The 16,211-nt window shown below is 66.3% G+C and carries 14 protein-coding genes; 2 read left to right on the forward strand and 12 right to left on the reverse strand.

Going from position 1 to position 16,211, the window contains the following annotated elements:
* Nucleotides 1-11: 11 nt before the first annotated feature.
* The 11 genes from E4J93_RS03115 to sufC all read right to left on the reverse strand — a co-directional run bounded on the left by E4J93_RS03115 (nt 12) and on the right by sufC (nt 11,099).
* A complete protein-coding gene (locus tag E4J93_RS03115; protein ID WP_147588018.1) occupies nt 12-746 on the reverse strand; it encodes an iron-sulfur cluster assembly scaffold protein in 735 nt (244 codons plus the stop codon).
* Between the two features lie 187 nt (nt 747-933).
* The gene (locus E4J93_RS03120; RefSeq protein ID WP_147588019.1) at nt 934-2,304 is read right to left on the reverse strand and encodes a lysylphosphatidylglycerol synthase transmembrane domain-containing protein; all 1,371 of its coding nucleotides are present in this window, start codon (nt 2,302-2,304) and stop codon (nt 934-936) included.
* A 149-nt stretch (nt 2,305-2,453) separates the two neighbouring features.
* On the reverse strand, nt 2,454-3,092 hold the full coding sequence (locus tag E4J93_RS03125) for an ABC transporter permease (protein ID WP_147588020.1): 639 nt from the start codon (nt 3,090-3,092) through the stop codon (nt 2,454-2,456).
* Nucleotides 3,092-3,829, reverse strand: a complete 738-nt coding sequence (locus E4J93_RS03130; RefSeq protein WP_147588021.1) for an ABC transporter ATP-binding protein — start codon at nt 3,827-3,829, stop codon at nt 3,092-3,094. Before E4J93_RS03130 ends, E4J93_RS03125 begins: the two co-directional genes overlap by 1 nt.
* A gap of 105 nt (nt 3,830-3,934) precedes the next feature.
* Complete coding sequence (locus tag E4J93_RS03135; RefSeq protein WP_147588022.1) at nt 3,935-4,849, reverse strand: glycine betaine ABC transporter substrate-binding protein; 915 nt, start codon at nt 4,847-4,849, stop codon at nt 3,935-3,937.
* 24 nt (nt 4,850-4,873) lie between these two features.
* A complete protein-coding gene (locus tag E4J93_RS03140) occupies nt 4,874-5,515 on the reverse strand; it encodes an ABC transporter permease (protein WP_222705680.1) in 642 nt (213 codons plus the stop codon).
* Between the two features lie 28 nt (nt 5,516-5,543).
* Entirely contained in the window at nt 5,544-5,966 is a 423-nt protein-coding gene (sufU, locus tag E4J93_RS03145) for a Fe-S cluster assembly sulfur transfer protein SufU (RefSeq protein ID WP_147588023.1), read from the reverse strand.
* Nucleotides 5,967-6,141: 175 nt separating this feature from the next.
* Nucleotides 6,142-7,467, reverse strand: a complete 1,326-nt coding sequence (locus E4J93_RS03150) for an aminotransferase class V-fold PLP-dependent enzyme (protein WP_147588024.1) — start codon at nt 7,465-7,467, stop codon at nt 6,142-6,144.
* The gene (locus E4J93_RS03155; protein ID WP_147588025.1) at nt 7,464-8,726 is read right to left on the reverse strand and encodes a SufD family Fe-S cluster assembly protein; all 1,263 of its coding nucleotides are present in this window, start codon (nt 8,724-8,726) and stop codon (nt 7,464-7,466) included. Before E4J93_RS03155 ends, E4J93_RS03150 begins: the two co-directional genes overlap by 4 nt.
* Entirely contained in the window at nt 8,726-10,138 is a 1,413-nt protein-coding gene (sufB, locus tag E4J93_RS03160) for a Fe-S cluster assembly protein SufB (RefSeq protein ID WP_147588026.1), read from the reverse strand. Before sufB ends, E4J93_RS03155 begins: the two co-directional genes overlap by 1 nt.
* Nucleotides 10,139-10,151: 13 nt before the next feature.
* Nucleotides 10,152-11,099 (reverse strand): Fe-S cluster assembly ATPase SufC, encoded by a 948-nt coding sequence (sufC, locus tag E4J93_RS03165; RefSeq protein WP_147588027.1) that lies wholly within the window; start codon nt 11,097-11,099, stop codon nt 10,152-10,154.
* A 201-nt stretch (nt 11,100-11,300) separates the two neighbouring features.
* Between sufC and E4J93_RS03170 the strand changes: the two genes are divergently transcribed.
* Together E4J93_RS03170 and E4J93_RS03175 are read left to right on the forward strand one after the other, a co-directional pair.
* Nucleotides 11,301-11,741 carry an Rrf2 family transcriptional regulator gene (locus tag E4J93_RS03170; RefSeq protein WP_147588028.1) on the forward strand — a complete coding sequence of 147 codons (441 nt, stop codon included), beginning with the start codon at nt 11,301-11,303 and terminating at the stop codon, nt 11,739-11,741.
* A 779-nt stretch (nt 11,742-12,520) separates the two neighbouring features.
* Nucleotides 12,521-13,714 carry a hypothetical protein gene (locus E4J93_RS03175; protein ID WP_147588029.1) on the forward strand — a complete coding sequence of 398 codons (1,194 nt, stop codon included), beginning with the start codon at nt 12,521-12,523 and terminating at the stop codon, nt 13,712-13,714.
* A gap of 180 nt (nt 13,715-13,894) precedes the next feature.
* Here the strand turns inward: E4J93_RS03175 and E4J93_RS03180 are convergent, their stop codons facing one another.
* A complete protein-coding gene (locus E4J93_RS03180) occupies nt 13,895-15,811 on the reverse strand; it encodes a fructose-1,6-bisphosphatase (protein ID WP_147588030.1) in 1,917 nt (638 codons plus the stop codon).
* Nucleotides 15,812-16,211 lie beyond the last annotated feature (400 nt).

The following is a 16,211-nucleotide window of genomic DNA, read 5'->3' on the forward strand; positions in this document are numbered from 1 at the left end:
TCCCTCCCTTTCTACTCGTGTACGGGGAAGACGTTGGCGACCGTGTGGGTCTCCTCGTCGTTGCGCGGATCGATGTACTTGGCAGCGTTCTCCCACTGACCGTAGTGACCCATGGCGCCGGCGATGGCGTCCTCGGGGGTCTTGCCGGCCTTGAGGGCATCGGTGAACTTGCCGAGGTTCATGAACTCGAACGCGATGATCTCGTTGTTCTCGTTGAGAGCCATGCGGGTGACGTAGCCCTGGGCGAGCTCGAGGTAGCGAGCGCCCTTGGCCTTGGTGCCGAACATGGTGCCGACCTGGGAGCGCAGGCCCTTGCCGAGGTCGTCAAGGGAGGCGCCGACGGGCAGGCCGCCCTCGGAGAAAGCGGTCTGGGTGCGGCCGTACACGATCTGCTTGAAGATCTCGCGCATGGCAACGTTGATGGCGTCGCAGACGAGGTCGGTGTTGAGGGCCTCGAGGATGGTCTTGCCGGGGAGGATCTCGGAAGCCATAGCGGCGGAGTGGGTCATGCCCGAGCAGCCGATGGTCTCGACGAGGGCCTCCTCGATGATGCCCTCCTTGACGTTGAGCGTGAGCTTGCAGGCGCCCTGCTGGGGAGCGCACCAACCCACACCATGGGTGAGACCGGAGATGTCCTTGATCTCCTTAGCCTTGACCCACTTGCCCTCCTCGGGAATGGGTGCGGGGCCGTGGTATGCGCCCTTTGCGACGGGGCACATGTTCTCCACTTCAGATGAGTACTGCATGCCTCTCCTCTCTGTTGTAGTAACACGACATGCCCTTATAGTTTACCGCGAAGCGTGTAGAAAATTTCGGTGAATGGGTCGAAATATGGGACGTGCGGAAGCTCAACACGCTTGCTTCGCAAATAAAAACCCTCCGCCCGCCACCGGGTCCGGAGGGTTGGCATCGGGCGTCGCGCGCGGCGGGCGCCTAGCGTTTGTCCGAGCGGTTCTTGGGAAGCGGGACGGAGATGCCCCCGCCCTTCTGCGCGCCGTGGCGAGCATCCGCCTTCTTCTTGGCGGCGGGGCTGTAGGCGATGCCCGCGGGCTTCTTGATGCCGCTCCAGTTGCCGCTGGCCACGTGCTTCACGTTGCCCAGGCGTCGCGCCCACCGGTTGTAGATGCTCTCGCCGGTGGTCGAGCGCATGCCCATGCACGGCGCGGCGATGAGCACGGGCATGAGGTACTCCACGCTGCGCCAGATCACCAGGCCGGCCGACAGATGCCAGCCGAACATGTTCTGGAACAGGTAGGTGAAGCCCACTTCGGCGCCGCCCGCCCCGCCCGGCAGCGGGATGGCGTTGACCAGCAGCTCGACCATCGAGCCGGACGCCAGGCATATGAGCAGGTCGGCCTCGAGGCCGAACGAGCGCAGGACGAAGTAGGGGAGCGCGTACATGCAGCCCAGCTGGAGCAGCGTGAGCAGCTCGACTACGGGCAGGACGTGCCATTGGGACGCGGCCGAGCGAAACGCCTGGGAGAACGACGTGACCTGGGTGTTCACCACGTCCAGGTACTTCTCGTAGCGCTCCTCGTTCAGGATATGGAGGCTTCGGCCCAGCCGCAGGCCCAGCGTGCCCAGCTTCTGGATGGGCCCGGGCAGCAGGCATAGCAGCAGCACGCCGCCTACCTGCACGAACTTGAAGGCGAACATGAAGATGCCGATAAGGGTGACGTTGAGGCCCAAGATGGTGACGTCGGCGAAGGTCTTGAGGAAGTAGTCGCCGCAGAAGAGCAGCATGATGGCGGCGAAGATGCCCTCGCCCGCCTCGTAGAGCGTGAAGCGCACGAACTGCAGGGCCGAGGCGTCGGCGAGCGGCAGGCCCGCGCGGGTGAGGCGGTAGATCTGCGAGGGGATGACGCCCGCGCCGCCCGGCGTGAGGCGCATGAAGAACACGCCGGAGGCCTCGACGCTCATGAGGTCGCGGAAGCCCACGGGCGAGTTGTGGTCGACAACCACGATGGCGGCGTACGCGAGGACGCCGAAGACGTAGTAGAACAGGAAGCAGACGATGCCCGCGACGATCCAGGCGGGGTCCACGCCTACGAGGGCGCGGAAGAAATCGTCGACCTGGCCGCTCAGCACCAGGTAGGCGATGTAGCCCAAAGCGACGATGCCCAGGAATGCCACGGTGAAGCGCACCTGCTTCATGGACGAGCTGTCTGCCTCGTGGTCGCGCGCCGCGGTGCGGCTACCAACCGAGATCTTGGGCGCGCGGCGTTCGTGCGCGTGCTGCTGTTCGGCGGGGTCGCCGTCGGCTCGTGCCGCGGTGTTCTGCTCCTGCCGGGGTTCGGTCGCCATGGGCACCTCCCTTGCTTGATACGTCGTGGCTTGTAATGAAGCGTATCTTCGCAGTTTACCCCCTGGGCGCGGCTTGGGTGTGGAAAGACGAAGCGCACAAGAACGCCAAAGATGTCTACAGGGGGTCGAGGCGGCCGCTCGGCGCGGCGTTAGGAGCGCGCTCGCGTGTGGGCGGTCAGGCGGCGCTCGACCAGGCGGAGGAGCGCGTCGATGCCCAGGGCGAGCAGCGCGCAGCACAGCGTTCCGCCCACGATCTTGGGGACGTTGAGCGTGCGAAGGCCGCTGAACAGGACCGCGCCCAGCCCGCCGGCGTTGATGGTGGCGGCTACGGTGGCGATGCCCGTGCACGAGATGGCCGCCATGCGGATGCCCGCCACGATGGCCGGCGCCGCCAGCGGCAGCCGTACGCGCAGCATGGTCTGCATCTCGGACATGCCCATACCGCGCGAGGCCTCCAGGATGGCCGGCGACACGCCCTGCAGGCCCTCGAGCGCGTTGCGCACCAAGATGAACTGGCAGTAGGCCACCATCACGATGACGGCCGACGTGCTGCCCAGGCCGGTGAGGGGGATGAGCAGGGCGAACAGCGCGATGCTGGGGATGGAGTAGAAGGCTCCCAGCAACTCGACCGCCAGCGCGCCGGCACGGCGGGAGCGCAGGCACGCCAACGTGATCGCGGCGGCCACGACGATGGCGATGGCGAGCGTGACCAGCACGAGGCCCGCGTGCTCGAGCGTGGCCTCGGCGAACAGGTCCGCATGCGAGATCAGGTAGTCGACGGTCTCCATCAGGCGTCCTCGCCAAACAGCTCGGCCACGAACGGGGTTGCGGGGTGCTCGCGCAGCTCGTCGGGCGAGCCGTACTGCTGCACGCGTCCGCCGTCCATGACGAGCACCTTGGTGGCGAGGCGGCGCGCCTCGGCCACGTCGTGCGTGACGAAGATGAAGGTGCCGCCGCTCTCCGCATGGATGCGCAGCAGCTCGTCCTGGAGGCTCTTGCGGGTGATGGCGTCCACCGCGCCGAAGGGCTCGTCCAGCAGCATGAGGTCCGGCTTGGCGGCCAGGCCGCGCGCCAGCCCCACGCGCTGCTGCTGCCCGCCCGAGAGCTGGGCGGGGTAGCGGTCGCGGAACTCGTCGGGCTCCAGGTGCACCAGGCGCAGGAGCTCGTCGACGCGCTCCTCGATGCGCGCGCGGTCCCATTTGAGGATCGAGGGCACGCAGGCGATGTTGCGCGCCACCGTCATATGGGGGAAGAGGCCGGATTGCTGGATGACGTAGCCGATGCGGCGGCGCAGCTCCACGGGGTCGGCACCGCGCACGTCCTCGCCGTGCACGCGCACCGCGCCCTCGTCGGGCTCGCAGAGGCGGTTGATGCATTTGACCAGCGTGGTCTTGCCGCCGCCCGAGGTGCCCAGCACGCAGACCAGCTCGCCGGGGTCGATGGACAGGGTGACGTGGTCGAGCGCCGGCGCGCTGGCGCCGGGGAAGCGCTTGGTAACGTTTTCGAATGCAACCGCAGGGGTCATGGCGTTCCTTTGATCCGGGATGGGACGGGCGCGGCCTGGGCCGGCGCGGAGAGGGGAGTGCGGCGGGCCGCGGCGGGCACGTGGCCCGTAGCGGCCCTGTGCGCGCTAGAGGCTCTCGAAGAACTCGCGTGCGACGTCCTCGTATTCCTCTTTGTCGATATCGACGCGCGCGTTGAGCTCGGTGAGCTTTTCGGTGGTGAGGGCGGCGTCCACGCGGGCCAGGGCCTCTTCGATGCCCGGGTTGGCTGCAAGGACCTCGGCGCGCACCACGGGAGCCACGTTATAGGGCGGCCACACGCGCTTGTCGTCTTCGAGCAGGGTGAAGGCGTCGTTGGTGAGCTGGGCCTCCGTGGTGTAGGCGGGGGTCACGTCGGCCTGGTCGTTCTCCAGGACCTGGTACTTCAGGCCCTCGTCATAGACCTCGTGCTCGGCCCAGGCGAACGGCCCGTAGGTGGCCTCCAGGGCGGGGAGGCCGTCGGGGCGCTCGTCGAACTGGCCCTGGCTGGCGAAGCGCAGCTCGCCGGCGTGCGCCTGCATGTCCGAGATGGTCTTGATGCCGAGCTCCTTGGCGGCCTGGGTGCGGATGACCAGCCCCTGGCCGTCTGCTGCGGGCGACTTTTCCAGCCATACCAGGTCGAACTGCTTCTTGTACTCGTCCTTCACGATGGCGTAGACCTCTTCGGGGTCCGTTTTCGGCTCCATCTTGAGGACCGAGATAAGGCCCGTGCCGGTGTACTCGGGGTAGAGGTCGATGTCGCCCTCCACCAGCGCGGTGTGGATGAGCGAGCCAGAGATCTCGAACGCGCGGTCGACCTTCATGCCGGCGTCTTCCAGCGCGAGCGCGTAGAGCTCGGAGAGGATGACGCCCTCGGTGAAGGCCTTCGAGCCCACGGTGACGGTGCCGGCGCCGCTCGCGCCACCGCCGTTGGAGCAGCCGGCCAGCGCGCCGGCGCCAAGAAGCGAGAACGCGGAGGTGCCAATAAGGCCAAGGGCTCCGCGGCGGGTGATGGGGGTGTTCATGGGATTCCTTTCGTGAAGGGGGTGTTAGGCGGCGCGCTGCCAGCGCCGGGCGCGCGCGTCGACGAGCGCGAGCAGGCGGTTGACCACCAAGGAGAGCGCGGCCACCGAAAGGCCGCCGATCCACAGGAGGTCGAAGCGCATGGCGCCGATGCCGGTATAGATGAGGACGCCCAGGCCGCCCGCGCCGATATAGGCCGCCAGCGATGCCGAGGCCACCACCTCGCTCGCCGCGGTGCGGATGCCGGCGAAGGCCACGGGAAACGCCAGCGGCAGCTTGATGGTGAGCCAGAGGCGGGCGCGGCCCATGCCCATGGCGGTGGCCGCCTCCAGGACATCGGCGGGCAGGCCGCGCAGGGCGGCCACGGTGTTGATGAGCATGGGCGGCACGGCCAGGGCGCTGAGCGCCACGATGGCGGGCAGCGCGCCCACGCCCAGATAGGGGACGCACAGGATGAGCACGGCCAGGCTGGGCACCACGCGCAGCACGCTGGCCGCGCCGGTTGCCAGGCGCTCGGCAAACGCGGTGCGCGCGCACAGCGCTCCCAGCGGCAGCGCGATGACGGCGGCGATGGCCAGCGAGATGCCGCTGATGGCCAGATGTTGCCCGAGCATCTCCAGCCACTGGCCGCCGTTGTTCGCGAAGTATGTTGCGATCTGTTCGATCAACGGAGCTTCCAATCGAGGACGCGGCGCGCTAGGCCGACAGGATGCCGTCGAGGGTGCGCCAGGCGAGCTCGGCGCATTTCACGCGGGCGGGCATGTGCGAGATGTCCTTGAGCTGGGCGGCCTCGTCGAGGTCCTCGAAGTCGTCTTCGGAGAGCTCCTCGCCGCGGATCATCCCCAGGAAGAGCGCGGAGAGGCGGCGGGCTTCCTCCACGGTCTCGCCGGTGATGAGGTCGGCCATGATATCGGCCGACGCCTGGGAGATGGCGCAGCCGTGGCCGGTGAAGGCGGCCTCCTCGATCACGCCGTCCTCCACGCGCAGGGAGAGCGTGAGCTCGTCGCCGCAGCTGGGGTTGATGCCGTCGTGGCTGTGCGTGGGGTTGTCCATCTCGTATTTGTAGTCGGGATGCGAGTTGTGCTCCATGAAGCTGGCGGAGCTGTAGAGGTTGCCCATGGGGCTCCTTTCGTAAAAACCTCAGATTAGGGACAGGCACCAATCTGAGGTGCTGGCTGCGGGGCGCGCGACGGTCCGGCGGGAAGGCCGCGCGCCCCGCCCCCGGAAGCGCGCCCCTCTCAGATCGGTGCCTGTCCCTAATCTGAGAACGCGTGATGCCGGGTGGGAAGCAGTTCTATCCGTTGAAGGTGCGCCACACGGTGTCGAGCGCCTCGAGGAAGCGGTCGATATCGTGCTTGTCATTGTAGAACGCCACGCTCATGCGGCAGCAGGCGAGGTTCTCCACGCCCAGCCAGGTGAGCAGCGGCTGCGCGCAGTGATGGCCCGCGCGGATGCACACGCCCTGCATGTCCATGATGCTGGCGACGTCGTGCGGATGGATGCCGCGCACGTTGAAGCTGACCACGCCGTGGTGGCAGTCCCAGTAGATGGAGCCGATGATGTCCACGTAGGGCAGCTGGCTCATCTGGGCCATGGCGTAGTGGACGAGGGCGGCCTCGCGTGCGGCCACGGCCTTGTAGCCCACCTGGTTCACCAGGTAGTCCAGGGCCGCGCCGGTGGCGAAGATGCCCGCGGCGTCCTGCGTGCCCGCCTCGAACTTCTCGGGCACGGGCGCCCAGGTGGCGTCCTGCTCGGTGACGGCGTCGATCATCTCGCCGCCGGTGAGGAACGGGCGCGCCTGCTGCAGCAGCTCCATCTTGCCCCACAGCACGCCCACGCCCATGGGGCCGAGCGCCTTGTGGGCCGAGAACGCGAAGAAGTCCGCGCCCAGGTCGGCCACGTTTACCGGCATGTGGGGGACGGACTGGGCGCCGTCCACCACCAGGTACGCGCCGTGCGCATGCGCGGCCTGGGCGAGCTTCTTCACCGGGTTCTCGACGCCCAGCACGTTGGAGACGTGCGTGGCCGCCACGATCTTGGTCTTGGGGCCGATCTTGGCGGCGATCTCCTCGTCGGTGAGGCGGCCGGTCTTAGTGGGGTAGAGGTAGACGAGGGTGGCACCCGCCGCGCGGCAGGCCTGCTGCCACGGGATGAGGTTGGAGTGGTGCTCCATGATGGTGATGGCCACCTCGTCGCCGGGCTCGAGCACCGTGGGCGCGAAGGCCTGCGCCACGATGTTCAGGCTCTCGGAGGTGTTGCGCGTGAAGACGATCTCGTCGGCGCGCTCGGCCCCGATGAGCTGCGCGATCTGCGCGCGCACGCCGGCGATGGCCTCGGTGGCCTCGACGGACAGCGAGTACAGGCCGCGCAACGGGTTGGCGTTCATGGTCTCGTAGAAGCGCTTCTGCGCCTCGAGCACGCAGGCCGGGCGCTGCGCCGTGGCGGCGCTATCGAGGAACGCGATCTGGGGGTTCTGCGCGAGCAGCGGGAAGTCGGCCTTATAGGGGTTGGCCACGATATCCACGCGCGGCCAGGCGCGCGACGCCTCGTCGGACGCGTCGAAGACGGCCGGACCGGGTGCGGTGCAGGTGTCGCAGGTTACGTTCTCGGTGTCGATCATGCGATCTCCTCCTCAAAGTCGGGAACGAGCGCGCGGCCCAGGCGAACCACGGCGTCGCGCATCTCGTCGGTGGGCGCGGTGAGCGCGGCGTCCTCGAGCTTGGCCGAGATGAACAGCGTCTCGGCTTGCTGCTCGGACAGGCCGCGGCAGCCCATGTAGAAGAGCTGCTCGGGGCGCACGTGGCCGATGGTGGCGCCGTGGTTGCCCGCCACGTCGTCCTCGTCGCACAAGATCATGGGGATGGTCTTGTTGTCCACGCCCTTGTTGGCCAAAAGCACGGTCTCGCGCTCGTTGCCCTGGGCGCCCTTGGCGCCGTGCATGAGGTCGATGGTGCCGCGCAGGATCTTCTTGGACGTGCCGGTGAGCACGCCGTTGGCATCCAGGTTGCACTCGGTCTTCTTGCCGCGGTGGCGCACGATGTAGTTGAAGTCGCGAACATCCTCGCCCGCGCCCAGGTAGCTGGTGGAGATATCGATGCGCGAGCGGTCGCCGCGCAGGTCGGCGGCAAGGCCGGTGGCCGTGAAGGCGCCGCCCAGCACCACGTGGCGCACGTTCACGCGGGCGTCCTCATCCAGCACGAAGCCCGAATCGTCCACGCAGGTCACGCCCTCGCCGCAGGTGAGGTATACGGTCACGTTGACGTGCGAGCGGGCGCCGGCGAACACGCGCAGGGTGGAGCCGGCGAAGGCCTGCTGCCCGGCGGGGCACGCCGCGTCGAGCGAGATGGACAGGTCGAAGGTGGAGTCGGGCGCCGCCACGATGTCCACGCTGGCCGAGGACGAGGTGCCGGGCGCTGCGGCCACGTTCACGCGGGCCTCGACCTCGTCGCCCGGCTGCGTGGCCAGCACGGCGGTGCCGCCGGCCAGGAAGTTGAGGTAGGCGCGCGCGTCGCGTCCCACGCCGGTCTCGAAATCGGCCGAGATGTCGCCTGCGGCCTGGGACAGCGCGGTGCGGCGCTCGTAGGCCGACAGGGCGGGGGTGTCCAGGTCGGCGGCGCCGGCGTCCGCGCCCTGGGCGGCGCGGATGATCGCGCGGTCGTCCGCCGCATCGCCGCGGGCGGCGTCCACGCGGCCCTGCAGCTCCTCGACGGCGCCCTCGAAGCTGGCGTGCTGCTCGTAGAGGTCCTTGGCGGCCTCGATGGTCACCTGGCAGTCGCGCTCGAGCCCGGCGGGCACGGCGATCTTGGTATCGTTCATCTTGAGCCAGCTCCAGGTGGGAGCGGGCATGGCGTTCGCGTTCTTAATGACCAGAGCGTCCATTAGCCAATCGCTCCTTCCATCTCGAGCTTGATGAGGTTGTTCATCTCCACGGCGTACTCCAGCGGGAGCTCCTTGGACACGGGGTTGGCGAAGCCGTTCACGATCATGGTGCGCGCCTCCTCCTCGGAGATGCCGCGGCTCATGAGGTAGAAGATCTTGTCGTCGCCGATGCGCCCGATGGTGGCCTCGTGGCCGATGTTCACGTCCTTGGCGCGGATGTCCATGGCGGGGATGGTGTCGGAGCGGCTGATGTCGTCGAGCATGAGCGACTGGCAGCTCACGGAAGCCGTGGAGCCCTCGGCGGCCGGCGTGGCCACGATGGAGCTGCGGAAGGTGGAGATGCCGCCGCCCTTGGAGATGGACTTCGTCTCAACGGTCGCGGAGGTGTCGCGCGCGCCCAGAACCACCTTGCAGCCGGTGTCCAGGTTCTGGCCGGTGCCGGCGAACGTGATGCCGGTGAAGCTCGAGCGGCTCTTGCGGCCCGCGAGCACGCTCATGGGGTAGAGGTAGCCCACGTGGCTGCCGAAGGAGCCGGAGATCCACTCGATCTCGCCCTCCTCCTCGCAGCGGGCGCGCTTGGTGTTGAGGTTGTACATGTTCTTGGACCAGTTCTCGATGGTCGAGTAGCGCAGGTGCGCGCGCTTGCCCACGAAGAGCTCGACCGCGCCCGCGTGCAGGTTGGCCACGTTGTACTTGGGTGCCGAGCAGCCCTCGATGAAGTGCAGGTCGGCGTCGTCCTCCACCACGATGAGCGTGTGCTCGAACTGGCCCGCGCCCTTGGCGTTCAGGCGGAAGTAGCTCTGCAGCGGGAAGTCGAGCTTGACGCCCTTCGGCACGTAGACGAAGGAGCCGCCCGACCATACCGCGCCGTGCAGCGCCGCGAACTTGTGGTCGGTGGGCGGGATGAGCGTCATGAATTTCTCGCGGATGATGGCTTCCCACTCGGGTTCCTGCAGCGCCTCCTCGATGCCGGAGTACACGATGCCCATCTTGGCGGCGGTGTCCTGCATGTTGTGGTACACCAGCTCGGAGTCGTACTGCGCGCCCACGCCGGCCAGGTAGCTGCGCTCGGCCTCGGGGATGCCCAGGCGCTCGAAGGTGTCCTTGATGTCGTCGGGCACGGAATCCCAGTCGTTCTTCTGCTCGGTGTTGGGCTTCACGTACGTGACGATGTTGTCCATGTCCAGGCCGTCGATGCCCGGTCCCCAGGTGGGGTTGGGCATGCGGTGGTAGATCTCAAGGGACTTGAGGCGCATGTCGAGCATCCACTGCGGCTCGTTCTTGCGCTGCGAGATCTCCGTGACGATATCGGGGGTGAGGCCGGCGTCCAGGCGCTCGAAGCCCTCCTCCCCGTAGCTGAAGTCGTAGAGGCTGCGGTCGATGTCCGCTACCTCGGTGCGGTTCTTGGTCATGCGCGGCCCCTCCCTAGCGAGCGTCCGCGGAGGCGTTTGCGGAGGCGTCGGCGGCGCCGCTCGCGTCGAGCGTGGCGCGCAGCGACTGCACCATGCCGGCGCCCAGGCCCGCGGCGGCGGCGCGAACGGCGTCCGCTGCGGCGTCGCGCGCGGGGGCGGCGTCATTGGCGGTCTCCCGCTCGGCGGCCAGCTGGGCGGCAGCCTCGCGCTCGAAGGTGTCGAAGCCGTTGGCGTCGATCCAGGGGATGAGCGAGGCGTCGTCCTCGCGCACGATGCGGCCGTTCACCATTACGTGGACGCGGTCGACCTCGAGGTGCTCGAGGATGCGCGTGTTATGGGTGATGATCACGAGCGAGCCGTCCGTGCTCTTGCGATAGGCATCCATGCCGCGCGAGACCACGCCCAGCGCGTCCACGTCCAGGCCCGAGTCGGTCTCGTCCAGGATGGCCAGCTTGGGCTGGAGCAGCAGTAGCTGGAGCATCTCGACCTTCTTCTTCTCGCCGCCCGAAAAGCCGACGCCCAGCTCGCGGTTGAGGTAGGCGGTGTCCATGTTGAGCTCGCGGGCGAGTTCGGTGACGCGGCGGCGGAACTGCTTGCCCTTCATCTCCAGGCTCTCGCGGCCGGCGAGGGTGGCGCGCAGGAAGCTGGACAGCGGCACGCCCGGGATCTCGACGGGTGCCTGGAAGGACAGGAACAGGCCGGCGCGCGAGCGCTTGTCGCAGGAGAGGTTGGTGATGTCCTGGCCGTCGAAGAAGATCGATCCCTTGTTTACGCTGTACACGGGGTCGCCCATGATGACGTGGCCCATGGTGGACTTGCCGGCGCCGTTGGGGCCCATGATGACGTGCGTCTCGCCGGCGGCGACGTCGAGGTCCACGCCGTGCAGGATGGTCTTTTCATCGACCGATGCGGTGAGCCCGCGCACGGACAGCAGCGTATCGGCAGGTGAAATGGTGCTCATGTGCGTTGCCTTTCTAATAAGGAGCTTCCGCAGGTCGGGGATGTGCTAAGGCGCGTTGATGGATATGCGCTGCGCGGAAACCCTAGGAATTCTCTCGGATTAACGCTAAGATTGTAGCCGTTAACTGCGGCGCGGTAAATGCGATTGGCTTAATACGACCAATCTACTAAGATTTATCAACACAACGCATAAGGAGGGCGAATGCTCATCTCTTCCAAGGGGCGCTACGCCCTTCGTCTCATGATCTACATCGCCGCGTTCGGCGACGAGGACGGCAAGATCGCGCTGCGCGAGGTGGCGGAGCGCGAGTCCATCTCGCTTCGGTACCTCGAGCAGCTCGTGCGCCCGCTCATGCATGCCGGCCTGCTGCGCAGCGTGCGCGGCAAGGGCGGCGGCTACGTGCTGGCCAAGCCGGCCAGCGAGGTCACCGCGGGCGACATCCTGCGCGTCGCGGAAGGCGCATCCTCCACGGTGGCCTGCGATGGGCTGGAGGGCACGTGCACGCGCGCGGACCTGTGCTCGACCGTGAAGTTCTGGACCGGCCTCGAGCGCGCCATCGACGACTACGTGGACGGTGTCACCTTGGCCGACCTGGCCCGCGTGCCCGAGATTCACCTGGATATCGATAATCCCTCCAAGTAATTCGAACGCTGCGGATTCAGCAGGTTCTTCGGAGGTACATGCGCCTTTGGCCTGCTGCCAGGTCTGTCCGGCGTGGCGGAAATGCCGGCGGGCGCCATCCGGATCCTGTTTGCCGCTAAGAAGGCGCATGCCCGCCTCAAATCCACGTTGTCTCGCGCTCACGTCGGGCCGTCTGGCACTAAATGTCGTTTTTGAGTCAAATTGCGCTTCGAGTTCCGCAATGTATAGAGCTTCTCGCCATTTGGGTGGGCTATAAATAGCTAGATAACGAACAAATGTAGAAATATATGCGCCAGAACGCTGTGGAGACGTTGCGTTCTGGCTCGAACGGTGGCTGAACGGAGTCACCGTGGCGGCGACGGGTACTCATTATTTGCAGTTAGTGCCATTGAGGTGCGGGCGCAACAGCAGATTGACATGAAATACCACATATGATGATTATCTCTATTCATCAGTTGTCGATATTTATTCATTTTGCATCCGCCTTGCTTAAGCCGATGAGACGGCCGCCTCCGGGTTGGCCGCGTTTCGTGCCGAGTGGGCCTCTCGGCGTCTTGGTTCCACACGTTGCTTAATTCGGTGCCGCCCGATTACCCCTCCTCGGCGCCAGCCGATAGTCCCTATGGCCGACATCGCCTGCCGTGCGGCGGTTTGTCCCCATTGGTTTCGGGGAACCCTGTCCCTACGGGGGAGGGCAGCGGTCGCACAGCGCGACCTTGCCGGGAAGGATGGCGGTGGTCGTGATGGGCGTTCGAAATGATGAAGGAAATACGCGGGCGGTGCAGGAGCGGGGGAGCGGCGGGGCTCTGGAGCCCGCGCCGGCGGGACCGGCGATCATCGTATGCGGTCTGTCGGCGCTTCGGGGCATACGCCGCGCGCGGCGCATCCATGACCTATGGTCCTGGGTTCCGCTTGATTTAGAGGAGCAGGGTCGCGTCCTTGAGGCGGCCACGTCGTGCAAGCCCCTCATCGATCTCGATGAGCTGGCGCGATACGGGTTCTGGGGCGGCGAGGAAACGGAGAAGCTGGAGCTCCTGGTTGCAGCTCCCGCCGCCCGACGACGGGTGCCGCATGTTCGGTGCTGCTGCACCTCTCGCTCGCTGCCCGGGGGTTCGATCTGCCGAGTCGCGCCCGGTCTTTACGCTACCTCGCCCCTGTACACGACGTACCAGTATTCGAGAGAGCGCGCGGTGGCGTCGGTCGCCATGCTGCTCTTCGAGCTTATGGGGACATACAGCATGGCCGAGGAGGCAACGATGACCATCGCTTGGGGCGGGGTCTGGCCGCATGGCGAGCGGCACGGAGGGGGAGGCGCCTCGCTCGATCCTGCGGCGTGCGGCCCCTCATTAGCGCTTGGGGGCGTTCGCGCATCGGGCGCAGGTGGGCCTGCCGACCAGGTGCATTACGCGTGCGACCCGGCATTTTCGCGCGAGTACCTGGACGCTTTCATCGGCATGGGCCGCTTCAGCCCGAGGGGCTCGTTTACACGAGCGGCGGCGGTGGCTCTTCCACATGCGGCGTCGCCTATGGAGTCGGTGCTTGCGGCGATGCTTGGCGCGCCGCATCGGCTTGGAGGGTTCGCCCTATCGGCACTGCCGGGCGGGATACAGCTGAACCGCCGCATCGAGTTCGAGCACGACGCGGTCCTTATGTCGTCCGGCATGCCGTATGCCATCTGCGACGTGTACATACGGTCGGCGAATGCCGAGATAGAGTACAACGGCATCGGGCACGAGGAAGAATCGGCTCGCGTGCACGATGGACAGCGCAACAACGGTATGCGCGGCATGGGCATCAAGGTGATCGTGGTGAATCGCGAGCAGATGCGCGACGTCCAGGCGCTCGAAGCCATTGCGCGGTCGTTGTACCGGGATGCGGGCGTGCGGTATCGCGATGTCAACGACGGCCGGCGTGCGTTGCAGGATGCATGGCTGAATGGCTTGCGCGCGGGCATTGGCTTGCGGCCGGCGTAGCCGGGCGGCGGCACATGAAAACAGCTCCCGCGATTGCAGGAGCCGTGCATGTCGAATATAGGCGCCGCGCGTCCATCTCCCGCGCGGCTGCCCGCCCCGCACGGCCCGCTGTCGCCCGCGCAGCCGAACGGGGCGGGCCATCGCCGGGCTCTCGCAGCCGTCCGCGGGCCCTACGCCGCCCTACTCGCTTCGTCCCGCTTCCGGAATCAGGCCGCAGCGGTACGCGTCCAGCAGCTGGCGCAGGTCGCTGATCTGCGCGCGGATCTCGTCGCCCGTGTCGGTATCGCTCACCATGATGCGCTGGTCGTGCGGCTCGAAGCTCGTGGTCTCGCTCTGGATGTCCACGTTGCGCAAGATGGCGTCCTCCACGCTGCGAAACGCCTCGTGCGCCTTGATGCGCATCCCGCGCGAGCTGGAGATGAGCGTGTAGCCCGCAATGCCCGTTGCCGGGTGGTACGCCGTGCAGAAGCCGCCGTCGATCACCAGCAGCTTGCCGTCGGCGCGCACGGGCTGCTCGCCCGCGAGCGTCTTCACCGGCGTGTGCCCGTTGATGATGTGGCCGCCCTCGGGATAGATGCCAAACTCGCGCAGCACGGTGTTGCACGGCCCGGTCTCCTCGGTAAGCGTGAAGTACGGGTCCATGGGCTCGCGCCACGTGGACTTGTCGGCGATGTATGCCCGCTCGAACGTCTTGACCAGGCGCCCCGACGCCGGCGACTTGAAGCCGATCCACAGGTACCATAGCCAGTCCAGCGAATCTCGGTCGCGATCGCGCCACGCGCGCCGGGCAATGGAATCGCAGAAGTCCATGTAGTCGCGGCCGCTGCGCCAGGTGCCCATGCAGTTCATAGCGCTGAAGGTGCCGTCCTCGTTCATGGGGACGCATCCGTGGAACAGCAGGTTGCCGTTGCGCACCAGGTACATCGAGCCGTGGCTGTACAGCATGCCCATGTGGCGCTGCAGGTGGTCGGAGCCGGTGAACTCGCTCACCAGCTTGTCCACGATCTCGCGCTCCTCGTCGCTGAGCGCGTAGGGGTCGGCGGGGTCCACGGTGGGGAAGTCGCTCGTCACGAGCGGCCAGGCGCGCCCGTCTATCTCCACGGTGCCGGCGTCCAGGTCGATCTTGTCCAGCAGCAGGCGGTCTTCCATGTCGAACTCGGGGTGGCGCCGGATGATGGCGCCCTCAAGCTTGAACAGCAGCACGTTGATGGCCTTGATAAGGGGCGAGATGGACTCGCCGTCGCGATACGTGCGGTCGGCAAACGCCACCAGCGCGCGCAGTGAGATGCCGTAGTCGTTCTCAAGGATCTCGTAGTTGCCGTAGCGCAGGTTGTTGCGCAGCACGGTGACGATGCACGCGGGCTCGCCGGCGGCGGCGCCCATCCACAGGATGTCGTGGTTGCCCCACTGCACGTCCAGGCGCTGCGCGTGGCAGCGCTCGAGCCGGTCCATGATCTTGGCCGCGCCGCCGCCGCGGTCGAAGATATCGCCCACCAGGTGGATGTGGTCCACGGCCAGGCGCTTGATGAGCTCGGCCAGCGAGCAGATGAAGTCCTCGGTGGAATCGGTTTCCAGGATCGAGTCGATGATGCGCTCGTGGTAGCGCACGCGGTAGTTGTTCTCGTCGGGGTGCGTGTGCAGCAGCTCGTCGATGATATAGGCGTAGTCGTGCGGGATGGCGCGGCGCACCTTGGAGCGGGTGTAGCGGCTGGAGAGCTTGCGTGCCACGGTGATGAGCTGCCCCAGCATGGTCTTGTACCAGGTGGGGGAGTCCTGCCGGGCCTCGCGCATCAGCTGGATCTTCTCGCGCGGGTAGTAGATGAGCGTGCACAGGTCGTCCTTTGCAGGCCCGTCCAGCTCGCCCTCGAAGATGATATCCACGTGCTCGCGCACAACGCCCGAGCAGTTGTTGAGGATGTGCATGAAGGCCTCGTACTCGCCGTGGAGGTCGCTCATGAAGTGCTCGGTGCCCTTGGGCAGGTTGAGAATAGCCTGCAGGTTGATGATCTCGGTGAACGCCGCCTGCTGGTTGGGAAATTGCTGCGCGAGCAACGAGAGGTACTTCATGGTTTGCTCGGAACGATCGGTAGGTAGCATAGCGCGCGTCTCCTTCGCTTCGCCAAAGCTCATACGGGTTCATGGGCGCATCCCCAAGCACGCCACATGCTCCCCTAGTATGCGGCGAGGCTATAAAGACGATATGGAGAGCACGTCCTTGTTCTGTGAGCGTGGGCAGCCTGTGCGCATACGGTGGAGATATTCCCGGCATAACCATAGATATCCTATGTGGAGAATAGTTATGTCGAACCTGTGCTGAATATGCAGCCGATTTGTGGGTAATCGGCGCATTACAAAGAGCTGACAAAGCAAGATCTGTCCAAAAGGGCAGCTACTTGCTATCGGCACTCGAATATTGCTGTACCAAATGTTAAATTGCGACTGAATATATAACGCTGGACGCTACAATTGGAAAACCTGAATTGTTATCTATCACGCT

The sequence above is a fragment of the Collinsella sp. BA40 genome, from assembly GCF_008014645.1.
In the GTDB taxonomy this organism is placed as follows: domain Bacteria; phylum Actinomycetota; class Coriobacteriia; order Coriobacteriales; family Coriobacteriaceae; genus Collinsella.